The sequence below is a fragment of the Corynebacterium glutamicum ATCC 13032 genome (assembly GCF_000011325.1).
GTDB classification, from domain to species: domain Bacteria; phylum Actinomycetota; class Actinomycetes; order Mycobacteriales; family Mycobacteriaceae; genus Corynebacterium; species Corynebacterium glutamicum.
Genome location: NC_003450.3, coordinates 3,025,362 through 3,042,459, shown reverse-complemented (window position 1 = coordinate 3,042,459; position 17,098 = coordinate 3,025,362). Strand labels below are relative to the sequence as shown.

Genomic DNA, 17,098 nt, shown 5'->3' with positions numbered 1-17,098 from the left:
TTGGTTCTCGTCTCGGTTTTAGTCCAGGGGTGGAACGACAAAAACTGGTACGTCGGCGTGGTGGAGCACGCTGTCTGAGGTGGAGGATTGCCACAGGGATTTCCATCCGGAGATCCCGCGGGTGCCGGTGACAATCACGTCGGGGCGGAGCTCGTCAGCAGCATCAACGATGGCGCTCCACACGGCCGTTGCGGATTCCACCATGTGGGCTCGCGCTTCCAGACCTAGAGATTGGGCTAGCTCTACGCCTTCCTGGCAGGTTTTTAGTGCAGCGGAATGGGCGGGGTCTTCGGGTTCCACCCCCAAGGTGATCAACGAAACCGAGCGCGCAGCTTGCCGATGCAATGGCTCCCACGCAGTTAAAATTTCCACGGTGCGCGGCTGCAACAATTTCGCCGCATATTCCAAAGCGCGCCGGGATTCCGGTGAGCCATCAAAAGCAACCAGCATGGTTTTGTTCGTCATTGCATGCTCCCTGTGAATCTTTCGGAAAGTACTTCACTTCAGCCTACCGACGATTAATGCTTTGCTGCCGTCTTTTCCTATAGTTAGAGCCGTGTGGAAGCGATTGAAACCCCTCGCAGCAGCCGTCGCGGTAGCCGGTGTGCTCCTTGCGGGCTGCGCAGAAGAGCCGGAACAGCAAAAAGCAATAAGCCGCTTATCGACGTCCCCCTCCACCCCTCCCGCACCGACCGCGGAGGATTTGGCGCGCGCGCAAATCCCTGAACAGCAACGCGACCAAGTCGCGTCGCTGATGATGGTTGGAGTTGCGAATTATGATCAGGCATTGGATGCGCTCAATCAGGGGGTGGGTGGCATCTTTATTGGTTCCTGGACAGATGAAAATCTGCTCACGGAACCTGGCCGTAATATTGAGGCGCTCCGCGAAGCCGTCGGCAGGGATTTCTCCGTCAGCATCGACTTCGAAGGCGGCCGCGTCCAGCGTGCCACCAATATTCTTGGTGATTTCCCCTCACCGCGCGTGATGGCGCAAACCATGACGCCGGAACAAGTAGAAGATCTCGCAGAAATCCTAGGCACTGGTTTAGCTGCACATGGTGTGACAGTTAACTTTGCACCTGTTGTAGATGTAGATGCTTGGGGTCTCCCCGTCGTTGGCGATCGTTCCTTTTCCAACGACCCAGCCGTAGCAGCTACTTATGCCACAGCTTTTGCAAAGGGCTTAAGCAAAGTAGGAATTACCCCAGTATTCAAACATTTCCCAGGTCACGGTCGTGCAAGTGGCGATTCGCACACCCAAGATGTGGTGACCCCCGCACTTGATGAGCTTAAAACTTACGACCTCATCCCTTATGGTCAAGCACTTTCTGAAACTGACGGAGCCGTCATGGTGGGCCACATGATTGTTCCAGGTCTTGGCACCGACGGAGTTCCATCCTCTATCGACCCCGCCACCTATCAACTGCTCCGCAGTGGCGATTACCCAGGTGGCGTGCCTTTCGATGGCGTGATCTACACCGACGATCTCTCTGGAATGAGTGCCATTTCCGCCACCCATTCACCCGCAGAAGCAGTGCTTGCCTCCCTCAAAGCAGGCGCAGACCAAGCACTATGGATCGACTATGGGTCGTTGGGCTCCGCGATTGATCGCGTTGATGCTGCCGTTAGCAGCGGTGAATACCCTCAAGAACAAATGCTGGCATCTGCGTTAAGAGTCCAATTGCTCTACATCACACGTCTCGAACAAAAGTGAAGTTACCAGTCCGTAACCCCTTCTGAGTAGGAATTTCGCATCAGTGCAACTAGCCTTTCAGGTGTGAAGAACTCTGGGAAAAATTCGGCAAAGAATCGGACCAAAGGGATCCTAATCGGGGTTCTCGTTGGTCTGATTGCCATTTTTGCAGGCATCTATGCGGTCGATGTTTTCCTCAACAAGGACAACATCCCTCGTGGAACAACCGTCGGTGGCGTCAGTATTTCCAACCTCAGTGCACAAGAAGCCCGCACAAAGTTGGAAACCGAACTGGCCAATGATGTGGTGCAGCCCGTCACCGTGACGGCAGGGGAGCAGAGCACCACTTTTGATCCAGTTGCCTCCGGCGTCGGCATCGATTGGGACGCAACCATCGAAGGCACCGGCGAGCAGTCTTGGAACCCCATTACCCGCTTCGTGGCGCTGTTCAAAGAATCCGAATCTCCCATCGTGAGCACCGTCGATCCCGCAGCCTTCGGCCCGACCCTTGATCGCATGGTCGGCGAACTCTATCGAGATCCCATTTCCGGAAACCTGCATATCGACGCCGGCACCCTCGTGGTCAACGACACCATCGACGGACAAGCCGTAGACCGCACCATTTTGGAACAAGCAGTCACAGAAAACTGGCTCAACCCAGAGGGCGTAAAAGCCGAGCCATACGTTGTTCCCGCTGCGATCAGCCAAGACACCATCGATAAACTTGCAGAAGGCGCCGGAGCTAAAGCAGTATCTAGCCCTTTCGTCGTCCGAGGCGATGACGGAATTGAAGGCACCATCCCCGTCGAGCGCATGGGTGAAGTGGTGAGTTTCCCAGAAGAAAACGGCACCATCCGCGTCGACATCAATGCAGAAGCAGCAACAGCAATGCTGGCCGAAGGTCTCAAAGAAACAGAGATCGAGCCCACCAACGCTCAAATCAGTTTCTCCTCAGGCTCCCGCGTAGTCACCCCAGAAGTCACCGGACACGGAATCAACTGGGAAGAAACCCTGGCCGATCTGCCCAACAACCTCACCGGCGATGGCCCCCGCACCATCGACGCAATCTACGAGGACACCCCAGCAACATTCACCGCCACCGACGCCCAAAACGCTACCTTCAATGAGGTCATGGGCGAGTTCACCACCGGCGGCTTCTCTGCTGCCTCCGGAACAAACATCCGCCTCACCGCGCAAATGGTCGACGGCGCAGTCGTTTCACCTGGCGATACATTCTCCCTCAACAACTACACCGGCCCACGTGGCGCAGCCCAAGGCTTTGTTGATTCCGGCATCATTTTGAATGGTCGTTCCGACACCGCAGTCGGCGGTGGCATCAGTCAGTTCGCCACCACCTTGTACAACGCGTACTACTTCGCAGGTCTGGAAGACATCACGCACACCCCGCACAGCTACTACATTTCCCGCTACCCAGCCGGACGTGAAGCTACGATTTTCGATGGCGCCATCGACCTCCAATTCCGCAACAACTCCCCATACCCCGTCATGATCAGCACCTCTGCCGACGCCTCAAACGTGACCGTGCGCATCATGGGTGTGGACACCACCTCCGTGGAATCCATCAACAACGGACGTTGGTCCACCACCCAGCCCAACACAGTTCGAGTATCGGGTTCAGATTGTGTGCCATCAACCGGTGCACCAGGATTTACCACCTCAGACACCCGAATCATCAGCGATCTTTCTGGCAACGAAATCACCAGAGAAACCGTCACCACGGTTTACGATCCTTCACCAAACGTGGTCTGCTCCTAAAACAAAATGCCCCACCAGATATCTGGTGGGGCATTACTGATTATTTAGGAAGAAAGCGAACCGAAGAGCTTGAGCAGTGGGCTCGCCAGCTGCTGAAGGAAGTTCAAGATGGTGGAGAGGAAGCTGGAGGAAGATCCGGTAGCAACATCATCGGAAGGGTTCTCTGAAGCCTTGTCCACGGTGATGGAGAAGCTCAGCGCATCCGCTTCCTGGCCTGCGTAACGGCTCAATTCTTCAGGCTGCAGGGTCTCCAAGAAAGTGCCGGAAGCATCGGTCCAGGTGTAGGTAATGTCCGCATCGGTTTCTGAAACCTCAGGAGCGGTCAGTTCGAACTCAGCAACATCAACGCGAGTAGTGGAGGTCTCTTCGGGAGCGGCATTGTCAGACAGCTCGGCGCTCAAAGTTGCAGTGTCGCCCTCGACGGTGATCTGCGGGTTGGACAAGGTGATGTTGAAGCCGTGAGCGTCACTGGCGAAGGCAACAGTTCCTTCGTAGTTCAGCTGGCCCTTCTCGGTGTCGACGTCGTAATTGGAGCCAGTTCCGAGGGTGAAGTTGTAGGTTCCATCTTCGTTGACAGTTGCACCGCCAGTTGCGTCAACGGTTCCACCAGTCCAAGGTCCGGTGACATAGGTGCGCCAGGAAGCCTTGAAGCCCCAGTCGAGGGAGTTTTCTGAAGTTGCGACGCTGGAATCGTCTGCAGTGGCGACATTAGAAACTGGCTCTGCAATCGCAGACGGAGCAGTGGTTGCGAAAGCGGAAGTGGAAATTGCGGCAGCGGTCAGTACTGCGAAAGCACGGCGGGAAAACTTGTGAGACATGTGAGAAACTCCGGTAACGAGAGTGGGAAGATGCTTGTTAGCGCGTTGAAGGTTGTTTGTTTTTAAAATTCTTCAATGGCGACTGTTTAAGGTTTACCTAATTTAGGCTTGCCTTAAAAGTTTGTCGGGGTCAATCGAAAGGGTGCTTGGCCTACTGGCGGAAAGCTCGCACAGTGTTGCGCTTAGGGGTATGTGAAATTGAGGGCACCCGAGTTCTTGTGGATTCGGGTGGGAAGTTTCATCTAACGCTTTTTGGGTTATGCATTGGTGAGTATGTGAAGTGTAAGTGGTGAATAATTTCTGGGGGTGGGGATATGTTGAAAATTAAAGATGTCGTCGAGTGTTCGGTGTGATGTAGTGCGCAATTTCGCACTGGAGCGGTTTTCGGCTGCGATGGAAAACTGCAAAGCTTTTTCTAAAAATGTAAAAGGGCTGATGATCGCACCGTGAGGGGATTTAAAGCGTGTATTTAAGTGGGTGCTTTTTGTAGTTTCCATAGAATTAAGCCCTTGACCTTCATTGCGTATTGAGAGGTCAGGGGCTTATTTGGAGCCGGTGACGGGAATCGAACCCGCGCCGCCTGCTTGGGAAGCAGGAGTTCTACCATTGAACTACACCGGCAGTGTAAAAGGTGGCGCTTAATTAAGGGCCGAGAATAAGGCTAGCACGATAAAAATCAGCGCCAGCACCACGCGCCCCAGGAACCTCATCGCAGCAACCCGTGGCCCAACCCTGAACGCTGAACGCTACACTGGTTGACGTGCTTCTTTCAGATCGTGACATTCGTAAATCAATTGACGCAGGCGACTTGGGAATTGAACCTTTCGACGCTGAGCTGATTCAGCCGTCGAGTGTCGATGTCCGCATGGACCGCTACTTCCGGGTTTTCAATAACTCTAAGTACACCCACATTGACCCTAAGTTGAATCAGGATGAGCTGACCAGCCTTGTTGAGGTTGAGGACGGCGAGGGCTTTGTGCTGCATCCGGGTGAGTTTGTGCTGGCGTCCACGCTGGAAAAGTTCACTTTGCCTGCGCATCTGGCTGGTCGTTTGGAGGGTAAGTCGTCTCTTGGTCGTCTTGGCTTGTTGACGCACTCTACTGCTGGTTTCATTGATCCTGGTTTTAGTGGTTACATCACGTTGGAGTTGTCCAATGTGGCTAATCTGCCGATCACGTTGTGGCCGGGTATGAAGGTGGGGCAGTTGGCTTTGTTCCAGATGAGTTCCCCTGCGGAGACTCCGTATGGTTCCGGCAAGCTTGGTTCGAAGTATCAGGGGCAGCGTGGTCCTACTCCTTCGAAGGCGTACCTGAATTTCCCCAACAAGTAAGCAATCATGTGTTCCGGTCGCGGGCTGTATCAAAACGTGTTGAGATAATCTCCAGTCCACTCTTCATTGAAAGGAATCACCCTACATGCGGATGACAGTGATTGGTACGGGTTACCTTGGCGCTACGCACGCGGCCTGCATGGCTGAGCTTAGCCATGAGGTTCTTGGTGTTGATGTCGATGAGGCAAAGATTGCGTCGTTGAAGGACAGCAAGGTCCCATTTTTTGAGCCGGGTTTGCCTGAGGTTTTGGAGCGCAATCTGGAAAATGGTCGCCTGAACTTCACTACTGATTATGCGGAGGCTGCGGCTTTCGCGCAGGTGCATTTCTTGGGCGTGGGTACTCCTCAGCAGAAGGGTACTTATGCGGCGGATCTGACGTATGTTCGTCAGGTTGTTGAGGATTTGGTGCCGCTGCTTGAGGGCGAGCACATTATTTTCGGCAAGTCTACGGTTCCGGTTGGTACTGCTGAGCAGTTGCAGGAGCTTGCTGATTCTCTGGTCAAGCCTGGTTCGCACGTGGAGATCGCGTGGAATCCGGAGTTCTTGCGTGAGGGCTACGCGGTCAAAGACACCATCACTCCGGACCGCATCGTGGTGGGTGTGCGTGAGGGGGCGACAGCAGAGGCGATCGCTCGCGAGGTTTACGCCACCGCGATTGCTGCCGATACCCCATTTTTGGTGACTGATCTTGCTACCGCTGAGCTGGTGAAAGTTTCCGCGAATGCGTTCTTGGCCACCAAGATTTCCTTCATCAATGCGGTCGCTGAGATTTGTGAGCAGACCGGCGCCGATGTGGTTGCGCTTGCGGATGCCATCGGTCACGACGATCGTATCGGCCGAAAGTTCTTAGGCGCGGGCCTGGGATTCGGTGGCGGTTGTTTGCCTAAAGACATCCGCGCTTTCATGGCACGCGCGGGCGAATTGGGTGCTGACCAGGCATTAACGTTCTTGCGTGAGGTCGATTCCATCAATATGCGTCGTCGCGACCGTGTGGTGCAGCTGGCCAAAGAGATGTGTGGCGGTTCGCTGCTGGGCAAGCGGGTTACAGTGCTCGGCGCCGCATTCAAACCCAACTCGGACGATGTCCGCGATTCTCCGGCGCTGTCGGTCGCGGGTTCGCTGTCGCTCCAGGGTGCGGCGGTCTCGGTCTACGACCCGGAAGCTATGGACAACGCTCGACGCGTCTTCCCGACGCTCAGCTATGCGTCCAGCACTAAAGAGGCGCTTATCGACGCCCACCTCGTCGTTCTTGCCACTGAATGGCAAGAATTCCGCGACCTTGACCCCGAAGTGGCGGGAGGGGTCGTCGAGAAGCGCGCTATTATTGATGGCCGAAACGTCCTCGATGTTGCCAAATGGAAGGCCGCCGGTTGGGAAATGGAAGCGCTCGGCCGCAACCTTTAGTGGCGGTGGATCAGGCGGGGCTTGCCATCATCTGGGGCAGGCTCATCGCCGGGTACCGTCCATGCGGCGATCAGCGTCGTGATCGGCACCGCCAGTGTCAACGTCAGCGCACCGACACCTGAACGCAGCAGCTCGCCGGCCATAACATCGCTGCTCAGAGTCTGAATCAGCGGACGCTCTGCCAAGGAAAGCAGCAGCAACAGTGGCAAAGCTGCGCCGGTGTAGCCCAACACCAGGGTGTAAATCATTGAGGAAATGTGGTCGCGACCAACCGACATCGCGCCGGTAAACAGCCTCCACGGTGTGGCATCTTCATCGATTTCCGCGAGCTCATTGATGGTCGACGCCTGTGAGATCGTCACATCGTTGAGCACACCCAAGGTACCAATGATGAACGATGCCAACAGCAACCCAGAGATCGACACCTCCGGCAAATAGTTGATGATCTTCAGATGATTCTCATCGCCCAGTCCGCGCAAATTCGTGGTGACGATCGACGCCCACGACAACACCGCCGACAACAACAATGCCACCAGCGTGCCCGCCAACGCAGCTGCCGATTTCCAGTTGATTCCGTGAACCATCGGCACCACAATCAACAAGATCGCCGCGCCACACACCAGCGCCAACCACATCGCATCGTGCCCGCTGGCCAATCCTGGCAGCAAGAAAATACCAACAATTCCCAAGGTGACGACCAAACCAACCAGCGCACGCACACCTCGCCACGCCGCGAAAGCTCCCATCGCCACAATGAGAACCACACCCCAAATGATCAACGCCGGTCCGCGCTGGTAATCAGCAAAGGTGTAGATGATCTCGCCATTTGTATCCGGTGTTTCCACCATGCGGATCTTGTCGCCCTCGGAAAACTCCGGATCACCAGGTTGCGCGTAAGTGATCAGCTGAGTTTTCTGCCCCTCATTGGCACCCGATGTGATGTCTACGAGTGCACGCACGCACTCCAACGTTGCCGGCTCCGCAGAAATCGTGGGGCTTTCCGCAAAAACTCGGCCGGTGTCTGGCGAATTACACGCAGAATTATCAACGAGCGTGATCGTTCCATCCACCTGCTCATGATTTCCCGCAAACGTCTGCGAAAAGTTATCCGCCAACACCACATCATCAGAATCCGGCCACAGCATCACCATGCCCACCAGCGTCACGACAACTGAAGAAATCAAAAACGTCAACAAACCAATGCGCCACGGTGAATTTTTCTTCGGTTCCGATGTTTCAGCTGCATGTTTTCCCACGGTGTCTCCTTGCTGTTGCCATGCTCAAGTTTCAGGCATAGGCAGGCACTTTTACCCAGTGAAGCCTAACCCAGAATAGAGGACAGTGGGTATTTAAGGATCACGTTTTAAGGGCTTGGGATCGCCCAGTGACCTATTGTCCCGTTTTAGGGGATTTAGACGCCTGGCAGCGATTCTGAGGGCGTGACTTTTGAGGCCATTGGGGCTGTTGTGATTCTTGCAAGGTTTCTGCAGGTTAGCTGTTCAACTTCTCGTCTCAGATCGCCAGGAAATCCGAAAGCCGAACGAATTTTCGTACAATCTCCTAGGCGAATTCAATCGGTGGATGCACCAACTACGATTTTTTCATATACCTGCGTCGCGCTTTTAAAACCATGCATTTTCCGCGGCCGGTAATTCAGCAGATCCTGTGCCCGCTGAACTTCTTCGTCACTTACTTTAGCAAAATTAGTGCCCTTCGGGAAAAAATCCCTGACCAATCCATTCGTATTCTCATTCGACCCACGCTGCCACGGCGAATGAGGATCACAGAAAAACACCGGACACTTGGTCACCACGCTAAACCGCGCATGCTCTGCCATCTCCACACCCTGATCCCACGTCAAACTCCGACGCAACGCCTGCGGCAAATCACCCATCATCTCCACCAACGCATCCGTCACAGTCGACGCCTCATGATTAACCCCCAACCGCTTAATCAACGTCAACCGGCTCGTGCGCTCCACCAACGTCACCAACGCTGTCGCTTGGTTTTCACCACCAATTACTAAATCGCCCTCCCAGTGCCCAGGCACAGCACGATCAGCAACTTCTGCTGGGCGTTGACTAATCAACGCACCCTCCACCCACGGCTTACCTCTCGATGGCAACTTCGACTGCGGTTTACGTCCCTTCCGACCGGTACGAAGAAATTTCTCCACCTTCAATTCATCACGCAACGCCCCTTTACCTTGAACATATAACGCCTGGTAAATAGTTTCATGACTAATCTGCATAGAGCTATCGTTAGCATGCTCGGTGGCTAAAAGACCAGAAATCTGCTCCGGAGATAATTTATTATTCAACGCCTCGACCACCACAGCCCGAAGCCTACGATTGGCATCAAGTTTCGGTGTTTTCGGACGCGCTAGTTTCCTGATCGCACCTTCATAGGAGTCGCGTGCACGATAACGTCCATCATCATCTTGACCACGTCGAAGTTCCCTGGAAATTGTTTGCCGACACCGACCCAGGCGTCGACCGATTTCTGCTGCACTGACCCCGGTGTCATGGAAACGTTGGATCATCATTTTCTCTTCTAACGATAATCGTGTGCCTTGTCCTACGACTTTGATTTCATCAGCAAATAACGGCACTACACACGACATATAAGAAAAGCGTAATGATGGTGGTGGAGCAAGATGAAGTAAGGCCCCACACACCTGTGCTGGCAACCCCAACGCAGATAACTCGTCAAACAGTGTTGTGTAGTCCTCACGCAACACTTGATGGAGTGTGCGTGGCCCATAATAAGGGCCCATCACCGGGGCGTGGATGAATTCAGCTGCTCGCTTGCCGGTGCGCAAGGTGGCTGCGCGTTGGCGAAGCTTGTCTGGGCCTTGTTTGCGCCATAGGGATATATTGGCCCGAGTCATGCCGACATACTCGCCGATTTCTCGGGGTAGGCATCCTTTCTCTAGCATGCTGGCTGCAATCTCAAGTTTCTCGGCGGTGTCAAAAGCATTGCCACCTCGCGGGCCGCGGGTCAGTTTCACCCCGGCGGCCTTCGCCCACTTTCGCCCGGTGAATTCACTGACCCCGACCGCTGTAGACGCAGCAAGACCTGACATACCTTGATTGATCATGTCGAGGAAAGCCGTACGGCTTTCCTCTGGGATTGTTCTACGAATGCCCACTTCGCACCCTTCGGGTTGCTCGTGGTGCATTCACCCCCTGAACCCGCCCTACAGTTAGCGCAAAGATTCGATCAAAATCAGCATTTCATGGCGAACCGGGGACGGATTTTTGCAATCCCGCCACCCCTAGGCCCAACTTGGTCTTCCTGAAAGCTTCCTGCGAGGTTCCATTTCAAGGATCCACCACAAACCAGCTCCGCCCCTCTGAAATCGGTCCGAAAGTTGCAGGAGCCTGACTGGAAAACGCAAAAATTCACCACGAATCTCAAAAATCCTGAGATTCGTGGTGAATCCTAACAACTACTACTGCTTGTAAGTGGACAGGAAGTTACCCAGGCGCTCAATTGCGTTTTCCAACTGGGATGCCCATGGCAGGGTGACCACTCGGAAGTGATCGTGATGTGGCCAGTTGAAGCCAGTGCCCTGAACCATGAGGATTTTCTCGGCACGGAGAAGATCCAGCATGAGTTGGGTGTCGTCGTGGATTTCGTACACGTTGGGGTCGAGCTTGGGGAACGCGTATAGAGCTCCCATTGGTTTCACACAGCTGACACCTGGGATTTCGTTGAGTTTCGTCCATGCCATGTTGCGCTGTTCCAGGAGTCGGCCGTGTTCGCCAGTGAGGTCGTAGATGGACTGGCGTCCACCGAGAGCTACCTGAATAGCGTGCTGAGCTGGGACATTTGGGCAGAGTCGAGTGCCTGCGAGGAGTTCGAGGCCCTCAATAAATCCACGTGCGTATTGCTTTGGTCCAGTCAATACCATCCAGCCAGCTCGGTATCCTGCGACGCGGTATGCCTTGGATAGACCGTTGTATGTGATGCAAAGGAGATCTGGTGCAAGGGTTGCCAGGCTGATGTGCTCGGCATCATCGTAGAGAATGCGGTCGTAGATTTCATCGGCCAAAATCAGCAGGTCATGCTCGCGTGCAATCTCGACGATTTGTTCCAACACCCGGCGCGGGTAGACAGCTCCCGTGGGGTTGTTGGGGTTGATCACCACAATAGCTTTGGTTTTCTCTGAGATTTTGGACTTGATGTCTTCGATGGATGGGTTCCAGTCATCTTCCTCATCACAGAGGTAGTGCACAGGCTTACCACCAGCCAGGGAGGTTGCGGCAGTCCACAGTGGGTAGTCCGGTGCGGGGATAAGAACTTCATCGCCGTCGTTGAGGAGTGCTTGGGTGGTCATGGTGATTAGTTCTGAGACACCGTTGCCTAAGAACACATCATCAACATCGAAGTGGGGGAATCCGGGCACAACTTCGTAGCGGGTGACCACTGCTCGCCGGGCCGGAATAATGCCTTTGGAGGTGGAATACCCTTGGGAAGTTGGAAGGTTGGCGATCATGTCACGCATAATCACGTCGGGGGCATCGAATCCGAACACGGCTGGATTTCCCGTGTTGAGCTTTAAGATGTTATGCCCATCAAGCTCCATGCGTTCCGCCTCCGCGGCCACCGGGCCACGGATCTCGTACAGCACGTCCTTCATCTTCTCCGACTGATCGAAGATGCGGCGAGTTGTTCGCCGAGTGGGACGCGCTGCCTGATCCGCGCCCACAGCCTTGTTGGCGGTGTCGGTGGTCTTAGAGGTTTTGCGCTTGTCTGTAGTCACCCGCTCAATGTTGCCACTTTGTGTGCGTAGTTGAAAGCTATTGGGTGAATTTTTACTGTTCTAGCTCTAAAAGGGTGTAATCCCACGGCTGCCTAAGATCTTTCCAGTGGCACGATCATCGGTTTGCTGTTCACGGGGTCTGGGATGCACAGGCTTTGACGTTGTAGACTTCTTCGATCAGTCCCGCAGTGACGATCTCTGTGGGATCTCCGGCTGCTGTTACTTCACCGTCTTCTATGATGATCAGGTGGAAGGCGTAGCGGAAGGCAAAGTTTGAATCGTGAAGGACTGCGACCAGGCTGTTTACCATGATTGAGTAGCAAGTGCTTTGGCAACTAAGATTGCTCATGAGATCGACCCACAAAACCAGATCGGTTGCATGATTATTGCCGTTCCTCGTTATGGCATTACCCCGGACCCACGCGATCAACTTACCGCCCAGCAAAAGTCCCACGAGGACTATGCCTTCGGCAATATTCACGTCCGTGGCGAATACCCAGGCTACTTGCTGCACAAATTCCGCGAAAGGGTATCACCATCGACATCACAGATGAAGACCGTGAGATCTTAAAAAAACACCGTCGATTTCATTTCCTTCTCCTATTACATGTCCGTATGTGAAGCCCACAACCCCGAAAACTACTCAACCGGTGGCGGTAACATCATCGGCGGAGTGGTCAGCCCCACTCTCGCGGCTTCCGAATGGGGTTGGCAAGTTGATCCCCTCGGTTTGCGCATCGTCCTGAACAACTACTGGGAGCGCTGGCAGAAGCCACTGTTCATCGTCGAAAACGGACTAGGAGCAAAGGACGTGCTTATCGACGGACCCTCCGGCCCAACAGTAAACGATGACTACCGCATCAAATACCTCGACGACGGCGGCTCAGGAATCTTGAAGCGCTACAAGAAGAAGTCCTTTGATTGGTGCCGCGACATCATCGCCACCAATGGCGAAAGCCTGGAATCCTAAGAAATAAAGGTAGGTGTCACTTCGGTGAAAGGGTTGAGAGTGCTCAACAATAATGTTGTGCTTGCCATGAAAGACGGTGCCGAGGTGGTACTGACCGGATGAGGTGTGGGTTTCCAGAAAAAACCAGGTGAAGATATTGATTAGTCCAAAGTGGCGCAGGTGTTTGTGCCAGAAAATAACCGCGACGCTGATCATACGGTCAGCTTGCTGGCGGAAGTACCACGGTGGTGGCGTTGGCGGATCACCTTCAAATGGCGGTGAAACGTAATGAGTTGGAACCCGAGCTGACGTCCAACCCCAACCCATTAAGCGCAGAAGTGCATCATTTGTATCCTGAGGAAACTCGTCTTGCAACGGAGATCCTGGAACGCACCAACAATTGGCTTGCTGAAAAAGGGATCCCTCCGCTGCCACCAGCGGAAGTTGTAGCCATCTCATTACACCTGGTTAATGCTGGTTTCCGCACGGAAGACCTCGCAGAAACCTACGTGATGACTGGCGTTTTCGAGCAGCTCTTTGAGGTAATCGATTCCTCGTTTGGCATCACCCTTGACCGACAATCCGTCAACGCCGCACGGTTTATCACCCACATGCGCTACTTCTTTGTTCGCGTTCACCACGACGGACAACTCAACGACGGCATGTCCGTGCTGCGCAACAGCCTAGAAATTTCCCACCCGGATTCGGTGGCATGTGCGGAAAGACTCAGCCAAATCCTCAGCCTTCGATTGGGTGCCGAACTTTCCTCCGACGAGCAAACCTACCTCGCGCTCCATGTCGCGAGGTTGGCTGAAGATCGAGGTACTACCGCTGATTAACAAGTTCTAGGCGCGAATCTTTATTAAGGTGCGCGCCGAAAGCTTCTTGGCCAGGTTCCAGAATACGGCCGTTTTCCAATGCGCCAATATTTAAAGGAACAAACCCAAAACTCTTAATTAGCTGTGCAACCTGGGCACCTGCATCCACATCATCCGTGGCATACGCAATCGCACGCCCGGTACCCGCATCCTGCTCAATCTCGTGATAACCAATGTGGTTAAAAGACTTCACCATGGTTGATCCCGCGAAAAACTCCGCAATAATCTCCGAAGTGCTGCGCGGATCCTGATCAATTTCCTCCAACTCACCATTGACCGGAACCCAGTGGTTCATCGTGTCAATAACGATCTTGCCCTCTAAAGTGGCTGGATTGACACTGCGGAATTTATGCAGGGGAACAGCCAAGAACACAATATCTGCATCCTTTACAGCCTGGTCAGCAGTGCTTGGAACCGCGCCGGGCATAAGGATCTCAGCGGTAAGAGCGATTTTGTCCACAGCACCTGAACCAGCAACCTTTACCTCATAGCCTGCGGCGACCGCTGACCTGGCAAGTGAAGAACCCACTCGGCCAGCACCGAGGATGGCAATGGATGGCTTAGTGTGTGACATTGAAATTTTCCGCCTTTGGTTATTTTTATGGAGCCTATCCTTAGCAACCAAGTTGAAGCGGAAACTATTTCAGTCCGCACACGCGACACACTTCAAAAGCCCTATTTGTTCTTCTTCCAGGGCTTGGTGTTGAAAGCAGTTTCAGCAGCATCCAACGCGCGGTTGGTTAATGCGTGGGTGCGTTCCTTGCGCTGGGCTTTGAGCTCCATGTCGCGGAGTTTTTCCTTTTCACGCAGTTCGATCATGCGCTTTCGCTGAAGTTGGCGAGGTGTTGGTGCGTGCCAGGATTCAGGACCAATTTTCATCACGTACAGCATGATGAACACGATCGGAATCAGGGCTAAAAGTACTGTTGCAAAAGCTGTGGTGCTGGCGAAAGCAGCGGTACCGGTGATGGCTAAAACTGTGGTGAGTCCGAGGATTCCGGCGCGTGGGCGTGCGCCTTTGCGGTGGAGTTCGGCAACTTCGGTGGCTGTGTAGGTTTGTTCGGAGCGGTCGACGACTGCGATTTGTTGGTTGGGCAGATCGTAGAAGATGGCGTTGAGGTCGCCGCGGGTTTTGGCGTCGGCGACGGCTTCGCAGCGGTCGTCGGTTTCTTCTAGGGAGAGGCGACCTTCTGCGTAGAACTGGCCGAGTGCTGCTAGTGCTGCTGATCTTTCGGTGTCGCTGACTCGGATGTTTTTATCGCCTGGAAATTGTTCGCCCATAATGTCTCATTCTAGAGGGTTTTTAATTGTTTTAAATCCGGGGATTCCCTGAACTGAATGGGGGTAGTGGGGGTAGGCCTGTATTAAATAGCGATAAAACGGCATTAAACCCGGTTGAATCCGTTTTTAATGCCCGTTTAAACATTTTTCCAATTAGTGATTGCCATCATATTAAGGCCAAATTGCTTGGATCCTGGGATTTATTTAATTAGATTAAATCCGTAGAAATTAGCCCATGAAGCATGGAAAGGCGAAAACCCCTTGATCGTTTCCACCCAGCCCATTACTGATCGCAGCGCACTCTCGGCAGAACACGCAGAGGTGATCAAAGCAACGCTTCCTCTCGTGGGCGGCAAGATTAATGAGATCACGCCGGTTTTCTACAACAAGATGTTTGCGGCTCACCCAGAATTGATCGCTAACACCTTCAACCGTGGCAATCAGAAGCAAGGCGATCAGCAGAAGGCGCTGGCGGCTTCGATTGCAACGTTTGCCACCATGCTCGTTACTCCTGATGCTCCTGACCCAGTTCAGCTGCTGTCCCGCATTGGCCACAAGCACGTGTCCCTCGGCATTACTGCTGATCAGTACGACATTGTTCACGAGCACCTGTTCGCCGCAATCGTTGAGGTTTTGGGAGCGGAAACTGTCACCGCACCTGTCGCTGAAGCCTGGGATGCTGTCTACTGGATCATGGCAAATGTGCTGATCGGTTTTGAGAACAACCTTTATGCTTCCAACGATCTGGAGCCTGGCGACGTCTTCCGCGAAGTCACCGTGACCGCGAAGAAGCAGCTCAGCGCAACCGTCTGGGAATACACCCTGGCAGGTGAGCTGGTTGCCCCAGAGCCAGGTCAGTACACCTCCATCGGAGTAGTGCTTGACGACGGCGCCCGCCAGCTGCGCCAGTACAGCTTGCTCGGCGGCTCCGACACCGAGTACCGCATTGCGGTTGAGGATAACGGCGAGGTTTCTGGATTCCTGCGTGATCGCGTATCCGTTGGTGACAAGATTGAAGCCACCATCGCGGCCGGCGACCTGGTTCTTAACAAGGACACCAATCCAGTTGTGCTGATTTCCCAGGGCATCGGCTCCACCCCAATGGTGGGCATGCTCGCAGGTATGAACCCTGAACGTGACGTTGTGGTTTTGCATGCTGACCAGGCCGAGTCCACCTACGCGCAGGTGGAGGAAGTGCAGGGGCTCGTCGAAAAGCTCCCTAAGGCTGCGTTTGAAATCTTCTACCGCGACAACGACCAGTGGCTCGAGGTCGCTGGCCGCATTCCATCAGGTGCGTCCGTGTACCTGTGCGGTGGCGTGGAATTCTTGAAGAACGTGCGTGAGCAGATCGAGGCGCTCGATGAGCAGCCTCGCGACGTAAACTTCGAGCTCTTCGCACCAAACGACTGGCTGATTTCCTAAGCCCACACCCCAGAACTTCCGCGGCGATGGCTGCCCACCAAATGGGTGTCGACGATTCCTATGGCTTCCATAAGGGCAAACATCGTCGTGGGACCAACGAAGGAAAAACCTTCCTTCTTCAGCGCCTTAGACAGTGCAACTGACTCCGGCGACTGCGTCGGAATCTCCTCCAGGGTCTCCGGCTGTGGGGTATCAATCGGTTTGAAACCCCATACAAATTCCACCAAGCCACCCTTCTCACGCAATTGAAGGGTGGCTTTGGCGTTGTTAATGGTGGCCAAAATTTTACGTTTGTTGCGCACGATGCCGGCGTCCTCCATGAGGCGTTCGATGTCAGCATCGGTGAATTTTGCGACTAATTCCGGATCAAACTGAGAGAAAGCTGCGCGGAAACTATCGCGCTTGCGCAAAATCGTCGCCCAGGACAGCCCGGATTGAAAAGCTTCCAGACTAACTCTTTCGAATAATCCCTGTTCATCGCGAATCGGCATTCCCCACTCGGTGTCGTAATAATCGCGCATCAGGGGATCTTGCGCAGCCCAACTCGGGCGACTGAGGCCGTCCGTGCCAACGATTAATGAACTCATGGATTCTCCTTGGGGCGGCCGGGTCTCGGGATATCCCCAATATTTTTAGGCAACCGACCAGCCTTGCGCAATTGTTCCCTGAGCATCATTTCAATTTGTGCATTAGTGCTGCGAGCTTCATCGGCAGCCCACTTCGCGATTGCGTCGTAGACTGCCGGATCAAGGCGCAGTGGCACCTGTTTGCGGGCCAT

The 17,098-nt window shown here is 54.0% G+C and carries 16 protein-coding genes, 1 tRNA gene and 1 pseudogene; 7 read left to right on the top strand and 11 right to left on the bottom strand.

The features are described 5' to 3' along the window. Positions 1-18 precede the first annotated feature (18 nt). Positions 19-465: a universal stress protein gene (locus tag CGL_RS14215; RefSeq protein WP_011015437.1), complete on the bottom strand. Its 447-nt coding sequence runs from the start codon at positions 463-465 to the stop codon at positions 19-21. 91 nt (positions 466-556) lie between these two features. On the opposite strand from CGL_RS14215, the gene CGL_RS14210 reads away from it, so the two are divergent. Continuing rightward, positions 557-1,714, top strand: a complete 1,158-nt coding sequence (locus tag CGL_RS14210) for a glycoside hydrolase family 3 N-terminal domain-containing protein (RefSeq protein ID WP_011266018.1) — start codon at positions 557-559, stop codon at positions 1,712-1,714. Positions 1,715-1,777: 63 nt separating this feature from the next. Further along, the gene (locus CGL_RS14205) at positions 1,778-3,469 is read left to right on the top strand and encodes a VanW family protein (RefSeq protein WP_011015435.1); all 1,692 of its coding nucleotides are present in this window, start codon (positions 1,778-1,780) and stop codon (positions 3,467-3,469) included. A gap of 44 nt (positions 3,470-3,513) precedes the next feature. Here CGL_RS14205 and CGL_RS14200 read toward each other — a convergent pair whose 3' ends face one another. After that, positions 3,514-4,287, bottom strand: coding sequence for an HtaA domain-containing protein (locus CGL_RS14200; RefSeq protein ID WP_011015434.1), 774 nt, complete (start codon positions 4,285-4,287; stop codon positions 3,514-3,516). A gap of 547 nt (positions 4,288-4,834) precedes the next feature. After that, a tRNA-Gly gene (locus CGL_RS14195) sits at positions 4,835-4,908 on the bottom strand. Positions 4,909-5,047: 139 nt separating this feature from the next. Between CGL_RS14195 and dcd the strand changes: the two genes are divergently transcribed. Together dcd and CGL_RS14185 are read left to right on the top strand one after the other, a co-directional pair. Next, positions 5,048-5,617 (top strand): dCTP deaminase, encoded by a 570-nt coding sequence (gene dcd / locus CGL_RS14190; RefSeq protein ID WP_003853460.1) that lies wholly within the window; start codon positions 5,048-5,050, stop codon positions 5,615-5,617. Between the two features lie 85 nt (positions 5,618-5,702). After that, positions 5,703-7,022: a UDP-glucose dehydrogenase family protein gene (locus CGL_RS14185; protein WP_011015433.1), complete on the top strand. Its 1,320-nt coding sequence runs from the start codon at positions 5,703-5,705 to the stop codon at positions 7,020-7,022. On the opposite strand, the gene CGL_RS14180 is transcribed toward CGL_RS14185, so the two are convergent. From CGL_RS14180 to CGL_RS15550, 4 genes are all read right to left on the bottom strand, one after another. Beyond that, on the bottom strand, positions 7,019-8,278 hold the full coding sequence (locus tag CGL_RS14180; protein ID WP_011015432.1) for a YibE/F family protein: 1,260 nt from the start codon (positions 8,276-8,278) through the stop codon (positions 7,019-7,021). The genes CGL_RS14185 and CGL_RS14180 overlap by 4 nt on opposite strands. 314 nt (positions 8,279-8,592) lie before the next feature. Next, entirely contained in the window at positions 8,593-9,798 is a 1,206-nt protein-coding gene (locus CGL_RS14175) for an IS30-like element ISCg2 family transposase (protein ID WP_011015431.1), read from the bottom strand. 678 nt (positions 9,799-10,476) lie between these two features. After that, complete coding sequence (locus tag CGL_RS14170; protein ID WP_003862691.1) at positions 10,477-11,790, bottom strand: pyridoxal phosphate-dependent aminotransferase; 1,314 nt, start codon at positions 11,788-11,790, stop codon at positions 10,477-10,479. 130 nt (positions 11,791-11,920) lie between these two features. Further along, positions 11,921-12,100, bottom strand: a complete 180-nt coding sequence (locus tag CGL_RS15550; protein WP_003862692.1) for an ABC transporter ATP-binding protein — start codon at positions 12,098-12,100, stop codon at positions 11,921-11,923. On the opposite strand from CGL_RS15550, the pseudogene CGL_RS15880 reads away from it, so the two are divergent. After that, positions 12,086-12,760: pseudogene (locus CGL_RS15880) on the top strand (family 1 glycosylhydrolase); the annotation flags it as partial. The gene CGL_RS15550 and the pseudogene CGL_RS15880 overlap by 15 nt on opposite strands. Positions 12,761-12,993: 233 nt before the next feature. Continuing rightward, entirely contained in the window at positions 12,994-13,578 is a 585-nt protein-coding gene (locus tag CGL_RS14155; RefSeq protein WP_227747698.1) for a PRD domain-containing protein, read from the top strand. Here the strand turns inward: CGL_RS14155 and CGL_RS14150 are convergent. Beyond that, complete coding sequence (locus tag CGL_RS14150; RefSeq protein ID WP_011015426.1) at positions 13,565-14,191, bottom strand: NADPH-dependent F420 reductase; 627 nt, start codon at positions 14,189-14,191, stop codon at positions 13,565-13,567. The genes CGL_RS14155 and CGL_RS14150 overlap by 14 nt on opposite strands. Positions 14,192-14,292: 101 nt before the next feature. Continuing rightward, the gene (locus tag CGL_RS14145) at positions 14,293-14,898 is read right to left on the bottom strand and encodes a DUF1707 SHOCT-like domain-containing protein (protein WP_003853486.1); all 606 of its coding nucleotides are present in this window, start codon (positions 14,896-14,898) and stop codon (positions 14,293-14,295) included. A gap of 261 nt (positions 14,899-15,159) precedes the next feature. Between CGL_RS14145 and CGL_RS14140 the strand changes: the two genes are divergently transcribed. Continuing rightward, positions 15,160-16,320 (top strand): globin domain-containing protein, encoded by a 1,161-nt coding sequence (locus tag CGL_RS14140; RefSeq protein ID WP_011015425.1) that lies wholly within the window; start codon positions 15,160-15,162, stop codon positions 16,318-16,320. Here the strand turns inward: CGL_RS14140 and CGL_RS14135 are convergent. Together CGL_RS14135 and CGL_RS14130 are read right to left on the bottom strand one after the other, a co-directional pair. Continuing rightward, positions 16,317-16,907 carry a DNA-3-methyladenine glycosylase I gene (locus tag CGL_RS14135; protein ID WP_011015424.1) on the bottom strand — a complete coding sequence of 197 codons (591 nt, stop codon included), beginning with the start codon at positions 16,905-16,907 and terminating at the stop codon, positions 16,317-16,319. The genes CGL_RS14140 and CGL_RS14135 overlap by 4 nt on opposite strands. Then, positions 16,904-17,098: a hypothetical protein gene (locus CGL_RS14130; RefSeq protein ID WP_011015423.1), complete on the bottom strand. Its 195-nt coding sequence runs from the start codon at positions 17,096-17,098 to the stop codon at positions 16,904-16,906. Before CGL_RS14130 ends, CGL_RS14135 begins: the two co-directional genes overlap by 4 nt.

Coding starts and splice junctions, on each gene's coding strand:
- CGL_RS14145 (WP_003853486.1), bottom strand. CDS start 14,898: ATGGGCGAACAATTTCCAGGCGATAAAAACATCCGAGTCAGCGACACC.
- CGL_RS14185 (WP_011015433.1), top strand. CDS start 5,703: ATGCGGATGACAGTGATTGGTACGGGTTACCTTGGCGCTACGCACGCG.
- CGL_RS14175 (WP_011015431.1), bottom strand. CDS start 9,798: ATGGGCCCTTATTATGGGCCACGCACACTCCATCAAGTGTTGCGTGAG.
- CGL_RS14135 (WP_011015424.1), bottom strand. CDS start 16,907: ATGAGTTCATTAATCGTTGGCACGGACGGCCTCAGTCGCCCGAGTTGG.
- CGL_RS14215 (WP_011015437.1), bottom strand. CDS start 465: ATGACGAACAAAACCATGCTGGTTGCTTTTGATGGCTCACCGGAATCC.
- CGL_RS14200 (WP_011015434.1), bottom strand. CDS start 4,287: ATGTCTCACAAGTTTTCCCGCCGTGCTTTCGCAGTACTGACCGCTGCC.
- CGL_RS14150 (WP_011015426.1), bottom strand. CDS start 14,191: ATGTCACACACTAAGCCATCCATTGCCATCCTCGGTGCTGGCCGAGTG.
- CGL_RS15550 (WP_003862692.1), bottom strand. CDS start 12,100: ATGGTAAACAGCCTGGTCGCAGTCCTTCACGATTCAAACTTTGCCTTC.
- CGL_RS14130 (WP_011015423.1), bottom strand. CDS start 17,098: ATGGCCCGCAAACAGGTGCCACTGCGCCTTGATCCGGCAGTCTACGAC.